Annotated in this window: 16 protein-coding genes; 5 read left to right on the top strand and 11 right to left on the bottom strand. The window is 44.5% G+C overall.

All coding sequences use genetic code 11. From position 1 onward, the window contains the following. Positions 1 to 26: 26 nt before the first annotated feature. From DXX92_RS01825 to DXX92_RS01810, 4 genes are all read right to left on the bottom strand, one after another. A complete protein-coding gene (locus DXX92_RS01825) occupies positions 27 to 815 on the bottom strand; it encodes a phosphoadenylyl-sulfate reductase (protein ID WP_115998860.1) in 789 nt (262 codons plus the stop codon). Continuing rightward, positions 808 to 2,574, bottom strand: a complete 1,767-nt coding sequence (gene cysI / locus DXX92_RS01820) for an assimilatory sulfite reductase (NADPH) hemoprotein subunit (RefSeq protein ID WP_115998859.1) — start codon at positions 2,572 to 2,574, stop codon at positions 808 to 810. The genes DXX92_RS01825 and cysI overlap by 8 nt, the downstream gene beginning before the upstream one ends. Continuing rightward, positions 2,574 to 4,418 carry an assimilatory sulfite reductase (NADPH) flavoprotein subunit gene (locus DXX92_RS01815; RefSeq protein ID WP_115998858.1) on the bottom strand — a complete coding sequence of 615 codons (1,845 nt, stop codon included), beginning with the start codon at positions 4,416 to 4,418 and terminating at the stop codon, positions 2,574 to 2,576. The genes cysI and DXX92_RS01815 overlap by 1 nt, the downstream gene beginning before the upstream one ends. A 276-nt stretch (positions 4,419 to 4,694) precedes the next feature. Continuing rightward, positions 4,695 to 5,711, bottom strand: coding sequence for a nuclease-related domain-containing protein (locus tag DXX92_RS01810; RefSeq protein ID WP_147301913.1), 1,017 nt, complete (start codon positions 5,709 to 5,711; stop codon positions 4,695 to 4,697). 271 nt (positions 5,712 to 5,982) lie between these two features. Between DXX92_RS01810 and DXX92_RS01805 the strand changes: the two genes are divergently transcribed. The 4 genes from DXX92_RS01805 (at position 5,983) to DXX92_RS01790 (ending at position 10,895) form a co-directional block, all read left to right on the top strand. Beyond that, positions 5,983 to 6,921, top strand: a complete 939-nt coding sequence (locus tag DXX92_RS01805; protein WP_115998856.1) for a slipin family protein — start codon at positions 5,983 to 5,985, stop codon at positions 6,919 to 6,921. Between the two features lie 19 nt (positions 6,922 to 6,940). Then, positions 6,941 to 7,393 carry an NfeD family protein gene (locus tag DXX92_RS01800; RefSeq protein ID WP_115998855.1) on the top strand — a complete coding sequence of 151 codons (453 nt, stop codon included), beginning with the start codon at positions 6,941 to 6,943 and terminating at the stop codon, positions 7,391 to 7,393. Positions 7,394 to 7,447: 54 nt separating this feature from the next. Further along, positions 7,448 to 8,608 (top strand): hypothetical protein, encoded by a 1,161-nt coding sequence (locus DXX92_RS01795; protein ID WP_115998854.1) that lies wholly within the window; start codon positions 7,448 to 7,450, stop codon positions 8,606 to 8,608. A gap of 187 nt (positions 8,609 to 8,795) precedes the next feature. Beyond that, the gene (locus tag DXX92_RS01790; RefSeq protein ID WP_115998853.1) at positions 8,796 to 10,895 is read left to right on the top strand and encodes a spermidine synthase; all 2,100 of its coding nucleotides are present in this window, start codon (positions 8,796 to 8,798) and stop codon (positions 10,893 to 10,895) included. 192 nt (positions 10,896 to 11,087) lie between these two features. Here the strand turns inward: DXX92_RS01790 and DXX92_RS01785 are convergent, their stop codons facing one another. The 7 genes from DXX92_RS01785 to mpl form a co-directional block, all read right to left on the bottom strand. Next, complete coding sequence (locus tag DXX92_RS01785; RefSeq protein ID WP_115998852.1) at positions 11,088 to 12,173, bottom strand: ferredoxin--NADP reductase; 1,086 nt, start codon at positions 12,171 to 12,173, stop codon at positions 11,088 to 11,090. A gap of 32 nt (positions 12,174 to 12,205) precedes the next feature. Next, a complete protein-coding gene (locus DXX92_RS01780; RefSeq protein ID WP_181901669.1) occupies positions 12,206 to 13,225 on the bottom strand; it encodes an MBL fold metallo-hydrolase in 1,020 nt (339 codons plus the stop codon). Positions 13,226 to 13,257: 32 nt separating this feature from the next. Continuing rightward, positions 13,258 to 13,686: a PaaI family thioesterase gene (locus tag DXX92_RS01775; protein ID WP_115998850.1), complete on the bottom strand. Its 429-nt coding sequence runs from the start codon at positions 13,684 to 13,686 to the stop codon at positions 13,258 to 13,260. A 47-nt stretch (positions 13,687 to 13,733) separates the two neighbouring features. Then, positions 13,734 to 15,779, bottom strand: a complete 2,046-nt coding sequence (locus DXX92_RS01770; protein WP_245961379.1) for an alkaline phosphatase D family protein — start codon at positions 15,777 to 15,779, stop codon at positions 13,734 to 13,736. Between the two features lie 451 nt (positions 15,780 to 16,230). After that, positions 16,231 to 19,392: an amidohydrolase family protein gene (locus DXX92_RS01765; RefSeq protein ID WP_116002259.1), complete on the bottom strand. Its 3,162-nt coding sequence runs from the start codon at positions 19,390 to 19,392 to the stop codon at positions 16,231 to 16,233. A gap of 348 nt (positions 19,393 to 19,740) precedes the next feature. Further along, positions 19,741 to 20,394, bottom strand: coding sequence for a flavin prenyltransferase UbiX (locus DXX92_RS01760; RefSeq protein WP_115998848.1), 654 nt, complete (start codon positions 20,392 to 20,394; stop codon positions 19,741 to 19,743). Continuing rightward, positions 20,394 to 21,842 (bottom strand): UDP-N-acetylmuramate:L-alanyl-gamma-D-glutamyl-meso-diaminopimelate ligase, encoded by a 1,449-nt coding sequence (gene mpl, locus DXX92_RS01755; protein WP_116002258.1) that lies wholly within the window; start codon positions 21,840 to 21,842, stop codon positions 20,394 to 20,396. The genes DXX92_RS01760 and mpl overlap by 1 nt, the downstream gene beginning before the upstream one ends. Before the next feature lie 260 nt (positions 21,843 to 22,102). On the opposite strand from mpl, the gene DXX92_RS01750 reads away from it, so the two are divergent. Then, positions 22,103 to 24,058, top strand: a complete 1,956-nt coding sequence (locus tag DXX92_RS01750; RefSeq protein WP_115998847.1) for a hybrid-cluster NAD(P)-dependent oxidoreductase — start codon at positions 22,103 to 22,105, stop codon at positions 24,056 to 24,058. Positions 24,059 to 24,073: the final 15 nt, after the last annotated feature.

The raw sequence follows: 24,073 nt of genomic DNA, 5'->3' as shown, positions 1-24,073 counted from the left end.
GTGCGCGAGCGTTTCGGTTTACGAACTTAGATACCATCACCATCCGTATGCAAACCACATTCACGTTGCATACCGTTAAAGCGGGTATCACTTTCATCCATATCTGCCGTTAATGGACGCGTACTGTGAGTATCGCCAACCGATACATATCCTTGGTCCCAAAGCGGGTGATACGGTAAACCATGCTTCGTTAAATACTGATGCACATCGCGGTTTGACCAATCAATAATGGGATGTACTTTAAAGCGACCACGTAAGGTGCTAATCACCGATAAACCCGCGCGGTGATCCGATTGCTGACGACGAATACCAGAGAACCAAGTACCCGCACCTAAGTCAGTCAAACCACGCTCAAGCGGCTCTACCTTATTCATTTGGTTATAGCGTTTTAGCTCATCTGGACCTTGCGCCCATTGCTCACCATATTTCGCTAACTGCCATGCCGCACTCTCTTTAGCGCTGTACACCTGCAAATTCAGGTTGAGCTTAGTGGTTAGCTCATCAATAAAACGATAAGTTTCTGGGAATAAGTGGCCAGTGTCTGTCACCAACACCGGAATGTTTGGATCCACTTGCGTTAACAAGTGCAACATTACCGCTGATTGAATGCCAAAGCTTGATGACAGCACAAAATTACCAGGCAAGTTTTCCATTGCCCAAGCAACACGCTCTATTGGTGTTTGCTTTTCTAGCTGCTCGTTCCACTGGCTGAGCCAAGCGGCTGGCACAGTAGCGGGCGATAGCTCGCTAACCGGCGCACCAGCGACGGGCAATTCAGCGACAGAGGCAGCAGCTTCTGACTGAATATTAGGCATGAAAATCTCTCACACTAATGATCACTTCTTCAACAACGCCAGCGCGAATAACGAAGTCACCAAAGCGTTCTAGTTGGCCTTGTTCGTCGGTTTTACGCTCAGCGACCCAGCGGCCAATTAAACCGTCCAGCTCTGCTAATACCGTTTGCTCGTCAATGTTGTCTTTGTAAAGCTTAGGAATACGCGTACCGCCAGTGTTACCACCTAAGTACATTTGGTATTTACCCGGGCCTTTACCCACTAAGCCAACTTCCGCCAACATGGCGCGGCCACAACCGTTTGGACAACCCGTAACACGCAAAATAATGTGCTCGTCAGCAACATCGTGCTTAGCAAGTAAGCCTTCAACATCGTCAACTAAGCCCGGTAAGTAACGCTCTGCTTCTGCCATCGCTAATGGACAGGTAGGGAATGCCACACATGCCATTGAGTTTTGACGTTGCTCTGACGTTGATGCGTCTAATAAACCATGCTCAATCGCTAAGGTTTCGATTTGCGCTTTGTCAGCTTCTGCAACACCAGCAATAATCAGGTTTTGGTTAGCGGTCATACGGAAGTCACCTTGATGAACTTTCGCAATCTCACGTACACCCGTTTTTAATGGCTTACCTGGATAATCCAATAGACGACCGTTTTCGATAAATAGGGTTAAGTGATACTTGCCATCAATACCTTCCGCCCAACCGAAACGATCACCACGCTCGGTGAACTCGTACGGGCGACTAGGCGCAAATTCAACACCAGCGCGCTTTTCAACTTCCGCTTTAAATACATCAACGCCAACGCGATCTAGCGTGTACTTAGTTTTTGCATTCTTACGGTTTACACGGTTACCCCAGTCACGCTGTGTGGTAACCACAGCAGCGGCAACGTCTAATGTTTTCTCTAACGACACAAAACCAAAATCATCAGCACGGCGCGGATACGTTGATTTGTCACCGTGCGTCATCGCAAGGCCACCACCAACTAACACGTTAAAACCAATAAGCTTGCCGTTGTCGCTGATAGCAACAAAGTTTAAGTCATTCGCGTGCACGTCAACATCGTTTTGCGGCGGAATAACAACTGTTGTTTTGAACTTACGCGGTAAGTAAGTGCTTCCTAAAATTGGCTCTTCAGTCGTTTCTACTTTTTCACCGTCTAACCAAATCTCTGCATAAGCTTTGGTTTTTGGTAGTAGATGTTCACTGATTTTAGTTGCCCATTCGTACGCTTCTTGGTGCAGCTCAGACTCAACCGGGTTTGAAGTACACAGTACGTTACGGTTTACGTCACCTGCGGTGGCAATTGAGTCAATACCGATGCTGTTCAGCGTTTGGTGCATTAACTTAATGTTCGGCTTTAACACACCGTGGAACTGGAACGTTTGACGCGTGGTTAAACGAATACTGCCGTAAGTGGTGCTTTCTTCTGCAAACTTATCAATCGCTAACCATTGCTCAGGCTTGATAATACCTCCCGGCATACGCGCACGTAACATCACGTTGTGCATTGGCTCTAGCTTTTGCTTTTGGCGCTCGGCACGAATATCACGGTCATCTTGTTGGTACATACCGTGGAAGCGAATTAACTGGAAGTTATCTGCGGTAAAGCCACCGGTAATGCGGTCTTGCAAATCTTCAGCAATGGTACCGCGTAAAAAGTTACTTTCGCGCTTTAAACGTTCGTTATCAGCTAAGTTACCTTCTACCTTAATTGGGCCTTCACCTTCAAGCGGGCCTTGTGCTGGTAGTGGCTCAAATGTTTTTACATCACTCATTAGTAAACATCCTTCTGATAACGCTTGCCCTTACGCAAGGTTGTTAAATATTCTTCAGCTTGCTCAGCAGTTTTACCTGACTGCTCAGCAACAATTTCAACTAAGGCGTTGTGCACGTCTTTCGCCATACGGTTAGCATCGCCACATACATATAAGTGCGCGCCACGCTCTAACCATTCAAATACCTCAGCGGCATTTTCTTTCAAGCGATGTTGTACATACACTTTTTCTACTTGGTCACGCGAGAAAGCCACGTCCATCTTAGTTAACAGGCCAGATTTTAAGTAATTTTGCCATTCCACTTGGTACAGGAAGTCTTGAGTAAAGGTTTGGTCACCAAAGAACATCCAGTTATCACCGCTCGCATCATTTGCTTCACGCTCTTGCATAAAGGCTCTAAACGGCGCAACACCTGTACCAGGGCCAATCATAATCACTGGCGTTTCTGGATTTTCAGGTAAACGGAAGTTGTCGTTGTGCTCAACAAACACACGTACTTGACCGCCCTCTTCCAAACGACGACCTAAGAAACCTGAAGCACCGCCAACACGCTCATTGTCATTAAATGCATAATTAACAACGCCAACGGTTAAGTGTACTTCTTCATCCACTTCCGCTTGGCTTGACGCGATTGAATATAAGCGCGGTGTGATTTTGCGTAAGTTGTCTGCTAACAATTGCGCTTCAATTGCTGTTGGCGCCGCTTTAATCACGTCAACAACTTGGTGATTCGCAGCAAACTCACGTAATGTGTTCTTATCAACAATCTTCTCAGCCAGTTGCTCGTCGCCACTGTGCTGTACCCAGAACTCAACAAACGCTAGTGGTGTTTGAGTAATTTCAAGCTGCTCAACTAAGGCTTGCTTGATCGGTAGCGATAAAGTTTCACCTGATTTTTGTAGCTCAACCGTTTCGTCACCGGTCAGTGATACCGCTGCTAACAGTTCTTCAACTAAAGCTTGGTCGTTATCAAAGTAAACACCCAGTGCATCACCTACGCGGTAAGTAAGCCCTGACTCACCCAAATCAATTTCGATATGGCGAACGTCTTTCGCTGAATCGCGACCGGTAATTTTCTGGCTAACTAATAGCTCAGCTGCATATGGGTTTTGCTTAGTGTAAACCGACGCAGGCGCTTCAGTACCTGGCAGTTGCACTACTGGTGCAAGACCGGCTGCTGGCGCAGTCAACTCATCTTTAAGTGATTCAACAATTGATACGCGCCATGCATCGGCATCGGCATCGTAATCAACATCACAATCAACACGATCAGCAACACGTGTTGCACCTAGCTCAGCTAAGCGTAAGTCGAAGTCTTTACCAGTTTGACAGAAGAACTCATAGCTAGAATCGCCCAGCGCTAATACGCTGTATTTCAGGTTATCTAACTTAGGCGCTTTCTTGCTGTTTAAGAATTCGTGGAACTCAATAGCATCATCAGGTGGCTCACCCTCGCCATTGGTGCTCGCGATAATTAATAGATGGGTTTCGGTTTTCAAGCCTTTCGCTTTGTAATCCGCAACATTTTTCAAGACAACTTCAATACCTGCTGCTTTGGCAGCATCAGCGACTTGAGTTGCCACCCCTTTCGCATTGCCCGTTTGCGATGCGTAAAGCACAGTTAACGTTTGACTAACGGCAGTTTGTGTTGCCGCTGCAACCGCAGTTGCCACTGGTGACATTTCGCTTTTCGCAGCTAAGTAGCCACTTGCCCAAGCAAGTTGCAATGGCGAATAGCCTTGCGTAAGTTGTTGCAGCTGCGCTAGCTGATTAGCATCTAATGCACTAGTACCTGAAGCTGGCGCACCAGAAGTAGGATTCGAGTTTTGCTGATTAGTAAGCATGAAATACTTCGCCCATTTAAAAAGATGGGCAAAGGATAGACAAATGCGGCTTAAAAGAAAAAGAATAGAAAACGCTTTTTTATTCCAAAAGTGAATAGCAGTGATATTAGACTGCAACAAAGCCAGTGACACTGAATCAACTCAGAAATGTGAATGTACTTCGATATTTCGAACTTTCCTCAAAGCTCTCAACTCTAGCAAGCAGTCTGCTTGTTTATGTCGAACATTTACCGCTGCCATTGTTTAGCTTATTGAAACCAAATTTATATCAACGTTCTAAGAATGCAAACTACCACTATGTTTTTCGTTTAAGTAGTCAACATGTTGCTTATCGGTCTTTCGCCCTTGTTTTAGCTTCACAACTCCAACATGCTTTACCACTTTTATTTTCAATTTATAGTTAATGATTTCTTCATTAAAAGCTTTGATATAACTCACCATTTCGTCCAAGTGACCAACATTGTCAGGCAGCTTGGTTTTCAATTCAGCATTGCGGGTAAACACAACAACCGAATGGAAAAGCTCGTGCGGTAAACCCAATAAGTCAGACAGCGTTTTGGTGTGTTTATAATTTTGCCTTAGCGGGTTTTGAAACTGGTGTTTTGAGCAATGAATCGTTTGCGTCCATTTGGCCTGTTTTTCGTTACCAAAGATCCTGCCGCTCATATTCTTAGTTTCAATGATAAAAATGCCAAATCGAGAAACAACAACATGGTCTACTTGCGTGGTTCCACCATCTTCAAGCGGCAAGGTGACATCATTGATGATGGTATATTCGTCACGTTCTAGATGCTTTTCTAAGCCCTTAATTACTAAATTTTCACCGATACGACCTTTAATCTGCGGTAGCTTTTTCTTGAAGTACGCCAGCGCTAGTGAACCTAAAAAAGCCAAAAGTAACATTATTAGCAAAGGTTTAAACATTAAAGTAAAGGGTGACGGTGGCTCCGTGCGCTGCCCAGCTAAATCAGTATCTTTAGCTGGCAGAAAGGCGCTAGCTACATGATTTTCTTTAGCAACGAATTCAGCTTTAGCTATTCGGTTGGACGAAGGTTGAGACAAGCGGACAGTCTTTCGAACAGGGTGTTGGCAGTGCTTATCAAAACTTGTTTTTGATTGCAGATATAACCCAGAATTACTGCCAAGTCTACGCCTATAGTCAGCAAGTTGCTGCTTAATAAAAATGCATTCAGCTTTAGTGTATTGCTGAATCTGATATTGTTGAATTGGGTATTGCTGAGTTGCGTATAGCGGTGCCGACATGCATGTCAGCAACCATAAAATCCATTTCACTTACTATTCCTTAATAACGTCCTATCACTTCCAGCCAGTATAAAGGCGTAAGAGTTTTATCTTCAAAAAAAAATTTAACTTTTCACAAACATCGATATAAGAGTGCCAGCAACAATACCTGCCTTTGTCAGCCAACAAATAAAAACTAATCGTTTCAATATCTTTACTATTCGCTTATGGTAATTATTAAATTTTCTTAGTGCGATTAGTCACCTAACATAGCGCGAGAAATACAGACGGAATTTGAATTTATTAACAAAAAGGATACTCGATGGACATCATCTTAAATTATGTGTTTACCGTGCAGTTTGCCCTGCTTATTTTTGTGCTAGTGGTACTGAAAAGTGGGATTAAGTTTGTACCGCAAAATCGTGCTTATGTGATTGAGCGCTTTGGTAAATACACCCGAACCTTAGAATCAGGCTTAAACTTTTTAGTGCCTTTTATCGAACAAATCAGTGCCGATCGCTCGTTAAAAGAACAAGCAGTCGATGTCCCTAGCCAAAGTGCCATCACTAAAGACAACATCACCCTTACCGTCGATGGCGTTTTATATTTCCGCGTGTTAGACCCACAAAAAGCGACATATGGTGTTGATGACTATAACTTTGCCGTGACTCAGCTAGCGCAAACTACCATGCGTTCTGAAATCGGTAAGATGGAGCTGGATAAAACCTTTGAAGAGCGTGACGCCATAAACGCTGCCATTGTGAATGCCATTAATGAAGCTGCGGGTACTTGGGGCGTACAGGTACTACGTTACGAAATTAAAGATATTATGCCACCTAATTCTGTGATGAATGCAATGGAGCAACAGATGAAAGCGGAGCGAGAAAAACGCGCTACCGTTCTTGAATCTGAGGGTTTAAAACAAGCGGAAATCAACAAAGCAGAAGGTGAAAAGCAAGCTAAGATCTTAGCCGCAGAAGCCGATAAACGTGAGCAAGTATTAAAAGCGGAAGGTGAGGCAGAAGCAATAATTAAAGTAGCGAATGCACAAGCAGAAGCGATTGAGAAAATCGGTGAGAAGGCGGCAACCCAAGAAGGTCAAAAAGCGGTTGAACTAGAACTAGCGACGAAAGCTATTGGCGCTAAAGAAGCGATAGCGAAAGACTCAACTGTTGTGCTGCTACCTGATGGCTCAACTGAAGCGGGCTCACTCGTTGCTCAAGCAACTAGCATTCTTAATGTGATGAAGCAGAAACCTTAATCAAAGGTAAGGAAATCATATGGAACTTATTACGAATAATGCCGGTGAGTCATTAGTGACGCTCGGCCTTTTGCTGCTAATTATTGAAGTAGCTGTACTGGGTTTTTCTACCTTTATTCTGACCTTTGTCGGCCTCGCTTTAGTGGTTGCAGGTAGCTTAGTGTTGACTAGCCTTGTCCCTGTGCAATTGATGCCGATAGTGTTGACCGTCGCCATTTTTACTACGATTTTTGCGGCGATATTGTGGAAACCATTAAAGCGATTTCAAAACCGCCAAGATACCCACAAGGTGAAAAACGACTTTATCGGTATGGAATTTGTGCTTGATAAAGAAATTGATGCAACATCTTCTACGACCCATAAATTGTCAGGTATCGACTGGCAAGTGAAAGCTAAACGCACGATTCCTGCTGGCGCTAAAGTGGTAGTTATCGACACCGAAGTCGGCGAGCTCTGGGTTGAGCCAGCTTAAAATTCACCACAATATTTGTAGAAACAATGGATAGTGACTAAAAAAGGATTTTTTATGAAGTGTTTTATTGCTTTTAGTGCAGCGCTACTGCTGTGCTCTTGTGCCGCCCCGCAATCAACTAAACTTAGTGAAACAGTTAATCATGAAAACCCAAGCGAAAATACGCCAGAGATCCCAGCGATCTTTTCTGTGCCGCCCAAAGGCACCGATTTATTAATCTCTTATGACGCGTATACCGCCTATCGCGACAAATACCAATCAGCGACTGGTGCAAAAAGCTTTGCTCAAGCACCTAGTGGGGCATGGGGTTATGTGACCAAGCGCGACACTCAAACTATCGCCAATTCAGATGCCCTAGCGATTTGTGAACAACACAATAAAAAGTTTTCTGACGCCTTTCCCTGTAAGTTGGTTAATGTTGCTGGTGAGTGGGTAAATAAGGGCAATGAGGCAGAAACAATTTTAGCTAGTTTACCCAAGTTTACGCCAGCAAACCCAATAGATTTAAAACTTCTAAGAAGTAATGTACAAGCAGATCTAAACAACAAAAATTATAACCTCGCGTTAGCTAAGCGTATTTGGTTTCATAGGCATGCATTGTCCATTAATGAACATTACAGTGCGGTAAGAACATCGTATGGTTTATCGGCTTGGGCAGAGCTAGGCGACTTATATCCACCCGCCAAAACCCTAATGCGTTATGCCACTAATCATCTCAAACAAACCTTGCTTGAAAACCCTAAAAACAAGTTTGAAGAAATGCTGGAGTACAGGAGTCTCAATAACGCTTTGCATCGAGCTGATAATACATACGAGCTGTTTCTCTGGTTAGATAAAAACCACCCAGATGTCGCATCGGCTAACTTTCACCTGTTTAGAGAAGCCTTGACGGAACGACAAGCTTTCCAACTTTACAGCAAATATACAAAGCCCCAAATTGACTACGCCGACTTAGTTTCTGGTTATCTTCATTCAATTAACGCGATAGAATCAAAAGGGTTACAAGCGCAAGAAAAAATAGATAAAATTCGACTGTTCCATAACAATAGATTTATTTATGACGTATCAAGGCTAGTCGCGATATTAGCTATTAATAATCGAACAGACGAAGCAGAGCTTATTGTTAAAAAAGCGCAACTGGAGCTACCCTCTCAAGAATTTACCAACTCCCTAATCAGAGCACTCGATGGTGAGCTACCTAAAGCCGTTTATTAGCGCGTGCGTTAGCCACTATTTAAAATATTAGCCAAGCCAAACGCTTGGCTTTTTATTATCAGTAGATATGAGAGTAAACCACACAAGGTTATAAGCGCTGCTTTTCACGATTATCTAACTCGCTAGCTTTTCCCAACACTAACCGAGATAATTGCGCCATTATTTTTTCTGTCACTAATCCAATACCATGCTGTTTTTGCTCACCGTTTTTCTAAGCGCTTTTTTACTGTTTCAAGTGCAACCTTTTATTGCCAAGGTAATTTTACCCGCCTACGGTGGTAGCGCGACGGTATGGACGACCTGCATGCTGTTCTTTCAGCTGTTACTGCTGGCTGGCTATAGCTATGCGCATGTATTGCAGCGACTATCATTTACGCGACAGTGGCAAACCCATGGCGCGGTATTGATTTTAGCGGCATTAAGCTTACCTTTTACAACACCAGCAGCTAGCCTTGAGTTTGGCATAAATGAGCCAATCACTAATATTTTACTCACCTTAGCCGTTGCCATTGGCCTCCCCTATTTTGCTTTGTCGGCCACAGGCCCATTAGTACAGCGTTGGTTAACTTTTAGCGATGAAACTAAGGTGCCATATCGCTTGTATTCTTTGTCAAATGTAGGCTCATTATTAGCATTGCTTAGCTACCCATTTGTCTTCGAACCCGTATTCGATTTACCACAACAAACCCTTGTTTGGTCAAGCGGCTATATTGCATTTGCTATTGCTATGATGGCATTGGCGCTAAAGCTCGAAAAATCAAGGGTTAGTAACGCTAAACAAGCTCAACTGGATAATCATAAGGACACTAGCGAACGGCAGAAAAATACCAGTCGTGCCGTAACTAAAGGTACGCTTGCATTGTGGTTAGGGCTTTCTGCACTTGGGGTGATGCTGCTGGTTTCAACCACTAATGCGATGACGCAAAACGTTGCACCTATGCCATTTCTGTGGGTGTTGCCGCTCGCACTTTATTTGCTAACCTTTATTATCGCTTTTCACAGCCCTCGCTTATATGTGCGTTGGTACTGGCTAGCGTTTTATTTAATTTGTGCGTTAATGGCCATCATGCTGCCAGTAGTTGGCTCGCAATTTGACTTTATCTCGCAAGTGCTGATGTTCAGTTTCATTTTGTTTGCCGGCTGCATGATTTGTCATGGTGAACTGATCAAACAAGCGCCAACTGCTGAGCACCTAACGCTCTTTTATTTAATTATCGCGCTTGGTGGAGTGCTTGGCAATGCCTTGGTCTCACTAGCGGCACCGCAAGCCTTTGATCAATTCTACGAATATCCAATCACCGTTATTGCCATTGTGTTCGCGCTTATGGTGAGCTTAGCAAATGCAACACAAGGAGTAGCTGGCATTAGCACAGCGTTTGGCACCATACCTCGTACTTTAGTGTTGAGCTTTTTAGGGCTTACTGTAGTCGCTTTATCCGGTGTTCAACTGTCACTGGATAAGCAGTTAACACAACATCAAATTGCCAGTGAGCGTAACTTCTATGGGTTATTGTCCGTGGTTGAAACGTCGGTGAATGGTCAAGCAGAACGCCGCTTAATTGATGGCACAACCTCACATGGTACCCAAGCCATTGAACCGGCATTGGCACAACAACCAAAAAGCTATTATCGCGAGAATACCGGTGTGGCATTAGCACTTGAAAACTATATGCCACTAAAACGCGCTATAACGCCCATTAAAGTTGGTTTGGTAGGGCTCGGCGCAGGCACGCTTGCAGCCTATGGCAAACGCAGTGAGCAATACCATTTTTACGAGTTAAACCCTGCGGTTATCGATTACGCTCAGCAGTATTTTAGCTATTTAGCCAATAGCCAAGCTGACATTAGTTTGCACCAAGGTGATGGCCGCCTATTGCTGCAACACGCACTGCAAACAAGCGGAAGTGAAAATTTTGATGTGCTAGTGCTCGATGCCTTCTCAGGCGACGCCATTCCTGCGCACTTACTTACTATTGAGGCGATGCAGTTATACCAAGCGCACCTAAAGAAAAATGGCGTACTCGCAGTTCACATCTCCAATAGTCATTTAGATTTAACGTCGCTAACCCGAAACTTAGCTAACTCCATTGGCATGCAAACGCATTATTTTTATACCGCCCCTACCGCCAGCGAACCTAATGCCGCGCAATGGGTATTAATTTCCAACAACACTGAGTTGTTCAAGCGCTACCAAGTTAAAAAATACATTTCCCAATGGCCAAGCGAGCATCAAGCGGATGTGCTTTGGCGCGACGATTACAGCAATCTATTATCAGTATTGAAATAGTCTTTGTGATTGCGTTATTTGGGTAAATGCAAGAAGCAAAAAGAAGAAAGCCAGGTAATGAAACACCTTATCAAATCCCGTTAGCCCCCTAATGGGTTTGATAAAATATTCAGCACTAGGCTTAATATCGCCTGGCTATATTTATCTTAACAGTGTCCAGTCGCGCTTGACAATTACAAATATATGAAAGAGTTAGAGGCGAATTTTTACTTGAGTTGACTGGGCAATTGCTTGGCAACTAAGAATACTACCCTCGGCTTGTTCTTCATCGGTTAAGAACAAGTTTTCAACCATTGCGACTTCACCGCTGATGAGCTGACATTGACAACTACCACAGACGCCCTCTTCGCAGCTAAACGGCGCATCGATATTCGCTCGCAACATTGCATCAAGCAGCGATTCATTCGCCTTTACATTGACGGTTTGTTGCTGGCCACTGAGTTCAACACTAAGCTCAGCAGCTCGACTAGCAGACGCTTTAATCGTGCTATTTTTACCAGCAGCCCCAAAACTTTCCTGCAAAATAAAATGTTTGTCGATACCAGCTTGTTGCAATGTCTGATTAACTGTTTCCATAAAACCGCTGGGGCCACATAAGTAGTAAACCGCTTGCTTGGCTTGCGTGAGCTCGCCCAACACCGACTGTACTACTGTGTTAGTTACTCGGCCCTTGTGCCACAAATGCTTACGCCCAAACCAACTAGGTTTTGAATGACATTGCATTAAAGTGAAGCGTTCAGGAAATCGTTCAACTAATACCTGTAACTTATCAGCAAAAATCGTACTTCGCTGATTATGGTTACTGTAAATCAAATACACTTTGCTACGCGGTGTTTGTTTTGCCATTAATAGCGCCGTGATCATGCTAAAAATTGGCGTAATTCCGCTTCCTGCGGCAAAGAAAATATGGTGTTGTGGCGCGTTTAAATCTTGCTGGGTCGTAGCGTGGTTGATGGACGATTTTGGCAAATTGAATAAACCACCAGGCTTACTAACCTCCAAATATTGGCCAGCTTTAACGTTCTTCAATAGAAAATTTGAAACCGCGCCCAGTTCAACTGATTTTATCGTTAACCGTAAACCAAGGGTCTGCGGGCAGTTCGACAACGAATAGCTGCGGATATAGCTTTTATCGCCAAGCTTGACTCTGATATTAACGTGCTGGCCTGGTTGCCAGCTAAAACTGCCAGCTAGGTTGGTGGGTACATCAAGCAAAAACGACTTAGCGTATTTGGTTTCCTTAATGACTTCTCTGACTTTTAGGTTAAAAAAATCCATGACAACTTACTGATTATTAGTGCATCCTGATATTACTTAATAAACCATGCCAGTGTTTTTTGCCACCAGCTCGGCTCACCAAGAGGATAAATAATGACTTTATCCAATACTTTACGCTCTGCAACATCACCTAGATTGATCAGCTCGCGATTAAGCTCGTTAAGTAAACTTGGTGCAAGCGGCAGTGGCAATTCATTTGGCTGATAGGTGCTGCCCATCGGGAAGTCTTTACCCTTGGTTGTCGACATTTCAATATGGGTGCCCATCAGCGCCGAAATAGGTTGTGATTGAGCGAATAGGTACAGCAAGCGAATACTGGTTTTAAACGCCGGCCAATCGCGAATATATAAACGCCCCGGATAGATGGTATCGCCAGTTAGCAGCCAGCCAGTTTGTGGGTCGTAAATCGCGATGCTTTCGGCTTGATGACCGGGGATCGGCATCACAATTAAGCGACGATCACCTAGCTGCAAGTAACTTTGCTGAATGGCATTCTGTTCAACATAGTTGGGGTTGTTATCCGCTTTATTAGCTGGTGATTTTTCGGGCTGAGTAAATTTAAAAAACGCCCTGACGGCTTCAGCCTCTGGTGCGATAAAAACTACGTCTGGTTTATTGATAAATTGGCTATCAGCAGCGCGGTGATCACTGTGAGAATGCGAGTGGCTAACAATCAGCGGATAGCTATCTAACTGATGCGCTCGTTTAAAACGATCCAAAATACCTTTTACAGTTTGATAAAGCGGGAAGTCTCTGGCACTTTCTGTCGCGCCAGTATCTTGCAACAAGGCTTTATTATCTCCGAGCAGCAAGTAAATAAACGGCGCTTCAAAGTGCTGGCATTTGTTCTGCCGAAAAATATAGGTTCGTTCATTAACTTTAAGGATTTCAATCGCAGGTTTGGTATCGCTAGTGCAATCTGGGCTACCTGCATACCAAGGGTGTTGATTAACCTTTTTCAGCCAAGCCTGTTGCTTCGCAGTAATTGAGTTTGCAGATGCCAAGCCAGATGATAGGCCAAATATTATGGCCATAAAAAGTGCAGCTAACATGCTGGGCAGCTTTATATTTATCAATGCTTTCATTAGTTGCTATAGCCTTTAGCATCAACAAGTCGGTTTTTGCTGCGAACAAACAGGCCATTGCCACGGCCGACTTCTCTATCTTGGTCATCGTAAACCACAGCTTCAACAATAAACTGTGATTTGTTAGCGTTCACCACCTTGCCGACAGCCCGCATTTTGCCTTGCGAGACTGGCCTAGTGATATAAGTGGTAAACGATGTAGTAACAACAAACACTTCGGTTTCCAGCGAGTTAGCAGCAAAGAAAGCGGCATCATCAAGTAGCTTAAAATACACTGAGCCATGGGCACTGCCTGCAGAGTGTAAGTGCTTAGGCTGCAGTTCGATAACTACCTCGCTAACCCCTTCATCGATAGTCAGGGTTGGATGATAAAATTCATTAATTGGCGCCGCCCCATACATACTAATTAATTGTTGGTAATGCTTCATTGATATGTTCTTTTTCTTATTAATTGTTAAGTGTTATGAGTATTGTTTTATTCGTTGCTTGAGCGAGCTGGTGACTTGAAATTGACCTGCTGGCCCCCCTCAATCAACAAACGTGTGGTGACTTCACTGGCATCCGCATTAAGCTCAAGCACGCCAATGCCGCAGCCGTTATACAAGGTTTTATCAACCGCAACGCTTGGTCTTCTAACCCGAATACGCATTCTGCGACGCTTAGTAAACCAATTGAGCGGTGAATATCTGCCATACAAGTAGTAATTTAAGCGCTCAAGGGTGTGCAGTAATTTCGGCGGAAACGCATTTTTAATGCCGCTACAGGTAATCTGCACAATCGACGAGCTAGAGCGAATAAAGCGGTGGCTAACATCGTAAACAAACGAGTAATGAACATCTCCTGACAGAATAATAAATTGTGGCGGTGTTTTGCGATTGCGGAAGATATTGAGCATCACATTCGCGGTGCCGCGATGTGCCATCCAGTTTTCAGCATCAACCGCCAGCGGATTACCAAAGAAGGTAAATACTCGCTGCACGGTTTCAATAAGTTTCACACCATAAATAGGGGCTGCTGACACTAAAATTACACTCGGCTCGTGAATAAGTTGCTGCTGTAACTCAGTTAGCGACTCCCAATCCATTAACCCTGACGGCTTACCGGCATTGCTTTCGCTGCGCCAACGTTGAGTACGGGTATCAAGTACCAACATTTTCGGGCTAGTTGGCAAATGATAATGCCATTGGTCAAACGCCAGCATAGTGTCAACCAGTTGGTCATGCTGTTGTACCCCTTGCTCAGTAAACCAAGCGCTGTGCTGAGCAATTAATTCACTGTGGCGATGAGTTTGATTACCTAGCCCTTGGCATAAATAATAGGCCACTAAGGCATTGCCAATAATACGTTTGGAAAACGGATTGCCATAGGCAGCTTCTTCCCAGCCACGGGTGAGGTTCCAATCATCAGTAATATCGTGATCATCGAAGATCATATACACAGGCACATGTGCCATTGCTCGCCGAACTTGGCTTAAGCCTTCGATAAAATCTTCAATCGCCTGTAATTCATCGAGGTAAAGTTGATGGTTTTCAGGTGGAATATTGGCGGGCGGCTGCTTAGGAATATCCACTAATGCCCATAGCGTTGGCGACCACGTGAGCAAATACATGGCGATCATTTCACTTAACGTGACTAAGTGGTTTTTAGCATTAACTGAACTAAAAATAGGTAATCTGCGCGCCCCGAATAAACGTCGTTTCCAACCAGTGCTGGCTTTACTATGTGGCAGCAGTTGTTCACGTTGATAATAACCAAGCGGATGATGAAAAAGCTGCTCGCTGTTGTGAATACTATGCTCTTCTTTATCGCTATTTTTACTGCTACCGAAGCGACTAGTCAGGCAGTGCTCATCGGTAAGCTGCCATGATTCATCAAATAAGCCTAATTTTTCGATCAGCTGGTGAATGGCAATTAACATAGGGCCTGCAACATCATCGATATACACTTGGTCGCCACTGAGCATCAATAGCGACGGTCGCTGTTCGGCAGAAAATTCGCTAGTGGCGAGTTGGTGATCTAGCTCGACTAAGCTGTCTTTTCCGGCAAAATGCGGTTTGCGACACGAGCCATGATATAAACGGCGAATATCCGGTTTAATGGCAAAGCTTGGTGTTTGCACGGTATTCTCTGAAACACCCGTTGAGTAACTAAGCTCTGGCAGATCTTTCCCAAGTGAGAAAATAACTTCGCCATCATCAGATATCAGCGTTAAGTCGTAATGAATAAGGGCATTGGTCGGCAGTGGCTGCGTCAGCTTGATATCAATCACATTGATAAAACATTGCTGACCCACAGGTATCTGGTGATATTGCTCTGCTGTTAACTGCTGTGAGAATAGCACCTGTGTGCTCTCAGCCTCACCTTGATCATAAGTTAATTCGAGATGAAATTGATAAGCGGCCTTGGTGGCCAACCACAAGGTAAATTGATGCTGGTGACAATCACGTAATATCGGCCCTGCCAATAATGCAGGTAAAGAATGCGGTAAGTTAATAAGTGACCTCTTTTTATCGCAACTCAAATCAACAGAGTGTAATTTTTCTTAGTGAATAATTTACTTTTAAAAACAATAGACTGTCTAGCAGGTAAGCCAATGATTGCCAGACTATTGTGTTAGCAAGTATTAATACCAATTGAATTAATGAATTGATCAATTCAGAGCGCTAACACGCTCCCAAGGGCGAGTTTAAAAGACTTATATGCTGCGTTATTGATTTTAACAAGGGAATAACCACTCTTTGCAATCAATGCCTTGCCTCTAAGCCTTTTAATTCTCGCTGAATAACTAATTCTCTATTTCAATTGGTATAATTCATTCTAGATAAGGTTTTGCCTCAGCACTTAACAATCATATAAAAAGCACACTAAAAATACGTAAAAAACCCGAGACAAGCTCGGGTTTTTATAGATTACCTTAACTTAAATTAAGTTAAGGTTAAGGCTGACGAGACAAGATTTACTTTGGTTGCACTTTACTGCTCAAAGTAGAACTTCTCACGTTTATTGTCGTAGTTACCAACTTCATTCATGGTTTCCGCATCATATAAACGGCCATTGATCATGGTATGAGTAACGCGGTCACTAATGCGAATATCTTGAGTGATATCACCATCGACAATCATTAAATCAGCCAGTTTTCCTGCTTTTATCGAGCCAAGCTGCTTATCTAGGCCTAAGGTAATCGCTGGCGACATTGTAGCGGTGCGCAGCGCTTGCAGCGGCGACATACCACCTTGCGCCATCATCCACATTTCCCAGTGCATGGCTAAACCTTCACGTTGACCATGGCCGCCTGAGTTAACCTCGACGCCAAGATCTTGCATTTCTTTGGCAACACGCGCGACATTCATATGGTTATAGTGGTGATGTGGGGCCGTTGGACGACGCATTGAACGTGGGTCTAAAAACTCAGACGGTACATATTGGCTTAAGCGCGGATGCTTCCAAACTTCCGTTTTATCGTACCAGAAGTTTTCGCCCCAAATGCCACCATAAGCCACGCCCATAGTCGGCGTGTACGCCATGCCTGAAGCCGACCATAATTGTTTAATATCATCGTAAACATGTTCGGTTGGGATCGAGTGCTCTAGCGTAGTGTGACCATCAACCAGCATGGTTAGGTTATGCTGCAATAACGAGCCGCCTTCTGGCATTACCATCACCTCTAACTCACGCGCCGCTTGAATAAACTGCTGACGTTGGTTACGACGTGGCTGGTTATAGCTTTTCACGCTAAAGGCACCCGCTTTTTTCAAGCGCTCAACGTGGAATTTAGCATCATCTAAGCTATCGACATGCGAGGTGTAACCTGCAACGGTTGCCCCGTATAAAATCGTACCGGTTGAGTACAAACGAGCCGCAACAATATCACCCGCTTTTTGCATTTCACTGGCCGCAAAAAACTCAGTGGTATCGTTTGAAGGATCGTGAATCGTCGTCACACCCAAGGCAAGGCCTGCGTAGTTCTTCCAGTTTTGCTGTGGAATAATTTCTTCCAAGCCTTGCGGGCCATGAGCATGCGCATCAATTAAGCCTGGCATAATTGACTTGCCAGTAATATCAACCACTTTCGCACCACTTGGAATCGCGACATCTGCTTGAGCGCCAACCGCTTTAATGGTGTTGCCTTCAACAATAACCACACCATTGTCAATCACTTGCTCGCCTTCCATGGTCACGACTTTACCACCAACAAAAGCAACGGTACCTGATGGCTTATCGACTTTGTGCTTAAAGCCGAGATAAGTTTGTTTAGGTTCAATTTTATTATCGGCGTCTACTTCTTTTGATGAATCAGCAATATCAAATAAACCACTCACATTGGTTTGGTATAAATCAGCACCTAAGCTCCAATACAGCTCATTTGATTTTGCACCCCAGCTAATCCCCTCACCAGCGCGCACGGATAGCTTTTTCACTGGTAGATTGCTAGCTTTTGGCCCAGTATCGATAACATCACCACGTTCGATATATGGCGTTACAAACACTTTAAAGCGCTCGGCAAACGCCACGTGCTCACCATCAGGTGAAACCTTGTATTCAGTGGCAAACTTCCCTTGGTATAGCGTGGTGTCGTGCTGACCGTCTAAGTCGATACGCGCCAACTGGGTTTTCTCGCCGTTACGCACCACGTAAACGCGATCATTGCGCTTACCAAAGTGCGGTTGTAAACCGTTTTCAGTCACTAGTTTAGGCTCGCCACCTTTACTTGATACGGCGTAAATACCCGGATTTAAGCCCCAAACTGGATTAGTAATAAAGCCGCCTGAAACTTTGCGGTAAACTACGGTTTTACCGTCAGGTGAGAAGCTAGGCTCAACATATTTACCCGGCTCTTTCGTGATCACTTTACCTTTACCACCACGGCTTGATGCGACGCGAATCTGGCCTAAGTCGTTATCATCCCAAGTCACGTAAACAATTTTCTTACCATCGCGTGAGAAGCTTGGGTTGTATTCGAAATGCTCGCTTTGCTTGGTTAAACGCTTAGGCTTACCGTTTGGCAGGCTGCGCGTGTAAATATGCCCCATGGCTTCAAATACCGCGCGGCGGCCGTCTGGTGAAATTTCCACATCACGCAGCATTTTTACGTCGAATTCATCTTGCTCAATGGTTTGTTCAAAGCGTACAGCGGTTTGTAGTTTTTTCTCAGCTTCCACTTTAAATGGAATAACGCTGGCAGATTTTTTCGCAATATCTAGCTTGTTAATTTTACCATTTGCCCAGAATACTATGTGCTTGTTATCTGGTGTCCACGCCATGGTTGGGTATACACCGTGAATCGCCCAGGTTTCCTGCATATCACGCTCTAAGTCGTCATAGACCAGCGTTTGTTCACCACTTTGTAGATCGTACAAGTACAGTTTAGATTGGAAATCATCTCGGCTAATAAACGCTAAGTAGCGACCATCAGGTGACGGCGTTGGGCGAATGGCGCCGCCGCGACCAGAAAGAATCACTTCAATCTCACCAGTTTCCAGCTCTAGGCGCTTAATTTTATAAATGCCTTTTTCTGAATCTTTCGAGTAGTGGAAAGTTTTGCCCGGCGTTTCATCTTGTGAGAAGTAAACGTATTTGCCATCAGGTGAAAATGCTGGCTCGCCTAAATCTTTTTGCTGATTTGGACGCTTAGTTAGCATCACCCCTTGACCACCGGTTTTGTGGTAAAGCCATACTTCACCTGCGCCCAATGAACGGGCGCCAGTGTAGTGCTTACGGCCGGCTAAATAGTTACCATCTGGCGACCATGCTGGGCTGTTTAGCAAACGGAAAGTCTCTGTGGTGATTGCTTTGCCACCAGAGCCATCGGCATTCATGATCCATAAATTATCGCCACCGTCTTCATCAGAGGTGTAGGCGATATGTTTGCCGTCAGGGCTAAAACGCGGCTGCATTTGCCACGCAATATCTGTCATTAATGGCGTTGCTTTACCGCCAGAAAGTGGCATGGTGTAGATATCACCCAATAAATCGAAGGCAAGGGTTTTGCCATCAGGGCTGATATCGATGTTCATCCAAGTACCTTGATCAACATTGATTTTGGTCGAAGTAAACTGGCCTTGTGGATCGTTAACTGACCACTTGCTCTCATCTGCTTTTGTATCAGCGGCAAAGGCGGTTGACGAGAACGCCATACCGACGGCCAAGGCGATCGTTGAAAGTTTATTTGCGCTATACGCACTTGATTGACGCATCAAGCGGCGAGAAAATCGTTTAGACATGTTGGAGTAACCTGTTTTTATAAACGTTATTAGTTTGAAGTATGTTTTATTTTTACAGCCACTAACTAAAGCACAGTGGCTGCAAAAAGATAAGGTTTTTGCGATAAATAGAAATATTTTTGCGGTTGTATTCTTTATTCAAAAGTAAACTAAATTTTACTGCCAGTAATGGCCAGTGCAGACTTACTTAAGGCTGCTTTTTTAAGGTTGCTTTAATTAACGTTGCTTTAATTAACGTTGCTTTAGTTAACGTTGCTTTAGTTAAGCCTGATAGCCCCAGCGCGGCATAATTTTTTGGTCGATACCTAAATGATCCAATATTCTGCCAACCATAAAATCCACCAAATCATTAATAGATTCCGGTTGATGGTAAAAACCCGGCGCTGCTGGCATCACGGTTGCGCCAAGCTCAGATAGGCTCAGCATATTGCGCAGGTGTATCGTGGAAAAAGGCGTTTCGCGTGGTACTAGAATGAGCTGGCCGCGCTCTTTAATCACCACATCGGCAGCGCGCTCAATTAAGTTATCACTCATTCCTTGGCTAATTGCCGCCAACGTACCGGTTGAGCATGGACAAACCACCATTTGTTTCGGAGCGGCAGAGCCAGAGGCGACTGGCGAGAACCACTGTTCTTTACCAAAAGCAATTACTTGCTCAGGCTTAGCATTAAAGTGCTGGCACCAAAACGCACTTTGCGCTTCGGGTGAGCCCGGCAGCTTTAAGCCGACTTCGGTATCAAATACGACACGCGCCGCGCTCGACATCAAGACATACACTTGCTTATTGGCAGCCACTAAACATTCGATTAAACGTAATGCATAGCAAGCACCGGATGCGCCGGTAATAGCAACGGTAACGGCGCTATCAAAGCCCTTATGTTGAGCTTTCGCGATGGTATTAAGTTGCTCTGTCATTAAACCTGTTTCAACCTTTCATTCGTTTTCTTTGCTGCTAGCTCTACGTTGTGTTCGTGCTTTTGGCTTAATGCTGCAAGGAGTTTGTTATGAAAACCGCCAAAGCCACCATTGCTCATTACCACAATATGATCTTCTGGCTGCGCCGCTGCTGCAACTTTTGCCACCAGCGCATCAATATCAGCTTCAGCAATACAAGTTTGCTGACACTGTTCGGCGATATCTGCCACTGACCATTGCACCTTTTCCCCTTGGAAAATATAGACTTCATCTGCTTGGGCAAGTGATTTACCCAAAGTGTCTTTATGTACACCACTTTTCATGGTGTTAGATCTTGGCTCCAGTACCGCTAACACTCGCCCCTTATTGTCATGGCTGGCAACGTGATCACGCATCGCGCTCAGGGTCTTTGCTATTGCCGTTGGGTGGTGAGCAAAATCGTCATAGACTTTTATATCATTGATAGTACCGCGCAGCTCTAAACGGCGCTTAGTATTGATATATTCCGCCAGCGCATCAACCGCTACATGACTTGGCACCCCTGCATGGCGCGCCGCGCCAATCGCCATCAGCGCATTGTCGATATTGAAATCGCCAATCAGTGACCAACGCACAGTACCTTGCAACTCGCCAGCAAACCAAACTTCAAATTCACTGCCATCATCCGTTAATTTTATTGCTTGCCAACCTGCGCTTTTCTCTTCTGATTGTACGCACCCAAATGCTTGCTCAGTGGGCGTCCAGCAGCCTTGTTCAAGGGTTTCGTTAATGTAAGTTTCATTGGCTGGCGATAATACCAAGCCATTACTTGGCACCATACGAATCAAGTGATGAAATTGGCGCTGAATATCACTGATATCATTAAAAATATCCGCGTGATCAAATTCCATATTGTTGATCACCAGCGTTCTTGGGCGATAGTGAACAAACTTAGAGCGTTTGTCGAAAAAGGCAGTATCGTATTCGTCAGCTTCAATCACGAAAAATGGCGCATCACCTAAGCGTGCTGACACCTCAAAATTTTGCGGCACACCACCAATTAAATAGCCCGGTTTCATATGGGCATATTCTAAAATCCAAGTCAGCATACTGCTGGTTGTAGTTTTACCGTGCGTACCTGACACCGCTAGCACCCAGCGATCTTTTAGTACATTTTCTAACAACCATTGTGGGCCAGAGGTATACGGAATATTGCGATCAAGTACATATTCCACCATAGGATTGCCGCGCGCCATCGCATTACCAACAATCACCATATCCGGCTCATCACTCAAGTGAGCAATGTCATACCCTTGCATCAATTCAATACCTAGAGCTTCCAATTGAGTACTCATAGGTGGGTAAACGTTGGCATCACAACCGGAGACGCGAAAGCCCAGTTGCTTTGCAATGGCGGCAATACCGCCCATAAAAGTGCCGCAAATGCCAAGAATATGTATGTGCTTCATTTGTTTGTTGATAATTTTCACCTAACTGCAATTAGCCGACAATATACCTGACTGGCAAGCAATTGAATACTTTCACCTTGCTATGCACGACACCACTCAGCCAGAATATAACCGAGTATTCACAAAGAATTTCATAGATTTGTCATTGCTTTATTAACGCTAATTGACCAAGATTTATGGAAATAATAGTGCGTGGGCTTTCGTATTAGAATTGGCAGGCAAGCGCGCACGCGAGCAAGAAATAGGAGCAGACAAGCGCAATGGCACACTTGCAACAAATCAGCGTTTATCCGATAAAATCAACGGCTGGCATTCAGTTATCATCCAGTTGGGTTGACCCAATTGGTTTACCTTACGACCGTCGCTTTGTAATTTGCGATCAAAATGGCCAATTTATTACCGCCCGCACCCAGCCAAAATTATGTTTAGTGCAAGCTAACTTAACGCCAGATGGCCTGATGCTAACCGCGCCAGACATGCCCTTGTTAGCAGTGCGATATAGCCAGTGTCTTGACGAATACCAACATGTTACTGTGTGGGGCGATACCATTTTAGGCCAGCGCAGTCATGAAAGTGTTGACCATTGGTTTAGTCAGTTTTTAGGGCAGCCTTGCCACTTATTGTTCTTCGGTGAGCAATCTAATCGTCAGGTAAAAAACACCACTAATCCGGTCGCCTTTGCCGATGGTTACCCCTTGTTATTAATCTCGCAAGCCTCGCTTGATGACTTAAACAGTCGCTTAAAGCAGCCAATTTCAATGCGCCAATTCCGCCCCAATATCGTTGTACAAGATTGTGAGCCATTTGCGGAAGATACTTGGCGTCATATCCGCATTGGTGAAGTAGAGTTTGAGCTAACCAAACCCTGCACACGATGTGTGTTTACTACAGTCGATCCAGATACAGGTGAAAAACACAGCCAGTTAGAGCCATTAGCGACATTAAAAAGCTACCGCCAAATAGCCAAAGGCGATGTCTTGTTTGGTCAAAACTTAATTCCGCTTAATCAAGGGCAAATTCGTTTTGGTGATCAAGTCACTGTTTTAGATCGCCAATTTACCCCAGAGTTTGTTAACGTTAAAGCGATTAGCCTTAGCAACGCCAACAAAAAGAGTAACGTAAACAAGAAGCAAAGCACTAACAAACAAACAGCTGATACAGCAGGTCAAGCACCAAGTGTGGAACAAGCAAGCCTTGTTTGTCAGCATATTTACGACGAAACCCACGATGTTAAAACCTTCGTATTCAAAGCAAAAAGCGGCAACTTACCTGAAAATTTTCAGCATTATCAAGCCGGTCAGCACTTACCGTTTAAACTGACTATCGACGGTAAAACCGTTAATGCCATTTACACGCTAAGCTCGTCACCAACGCGAAATCAGAGCTTAACCATTACCGTTAAGCGTGTGCCTAATGGCAAAGTCTCCAATTTTTTGCATGATCACTTTAACGTTGGCGATGAAATTCTGGCCAAAGCACCGAATGGCAAGTTCCACTTAGGCAATATCAACCAGCAACGGATTTTATTGCTCAGTGCAGGCTCTGGCATTACCCCAATGTTGTCGATGCTAAAAGCATTAACCGACCAATGCGATAACCGTGAAGTGATATTTTTCCATAGCGCCCGCAGTGAAAAAGACTTAATTGCCCTGGATGAAATCACGGCGTTAGCCAAGCAACATGGCAACTGCAAATTACACTTTACCCTAACGCAGTCAGCTCTGCCCCAATGGCAAGACTTTCAAGGGCACCTAAGCGCTAGCATGCTGGCTGTAATTCCAGATATTGGGAGCCTTGATGCTATGGTCTGTGGCCCGCAAGGGTTTAGAGACAGTGCCAAGGACCTGCTAATGGCCGCAGGCTTGCCAGAATCGCAATTTCACTTTGAAAGCTTTGGCACACGCCCGACCGATAAAAAGCCAGCAACGGAGTCACTGCTAGCACAGGTCAATATTCGATTCGAGTCATGGGATAAAGCTGTCTTAGGTAATACCAAGGAATCCGTATTAGATCAGGGCGAAGCGGCAGGGCTAATTATGCCTTATTCTTGTCGCGGCGGTATGTGTGGCAGCTGTAAAGTAAAACTAGACAGCGGTGAAGTGCGCCAACTCGCCACCGATGGTTTAATGCCGGGCGAGCAAGAGCAAGGCTATATTCTTGCCTGTAGCTGCGTACCCAAAACCGATATTGTCATCAGTAAAGCACCAAGAAAGTAGTTAGCAACCCATTTA

The organism is Thalassotalea euphylliae, assembly GCF_003390395.1.
Lineage (GTDB): Bacteria > Pseudomonadota > Gammaproteobacteria > Enterobacterales > Alteromonadaceae > Thalassotalea_F > Thalassotalea_F euphylliae_C.
Note: the sequence above shows the minus strand (reverse complement) of the source record. Positions and strands in the feature narration are given on the sequence as shown.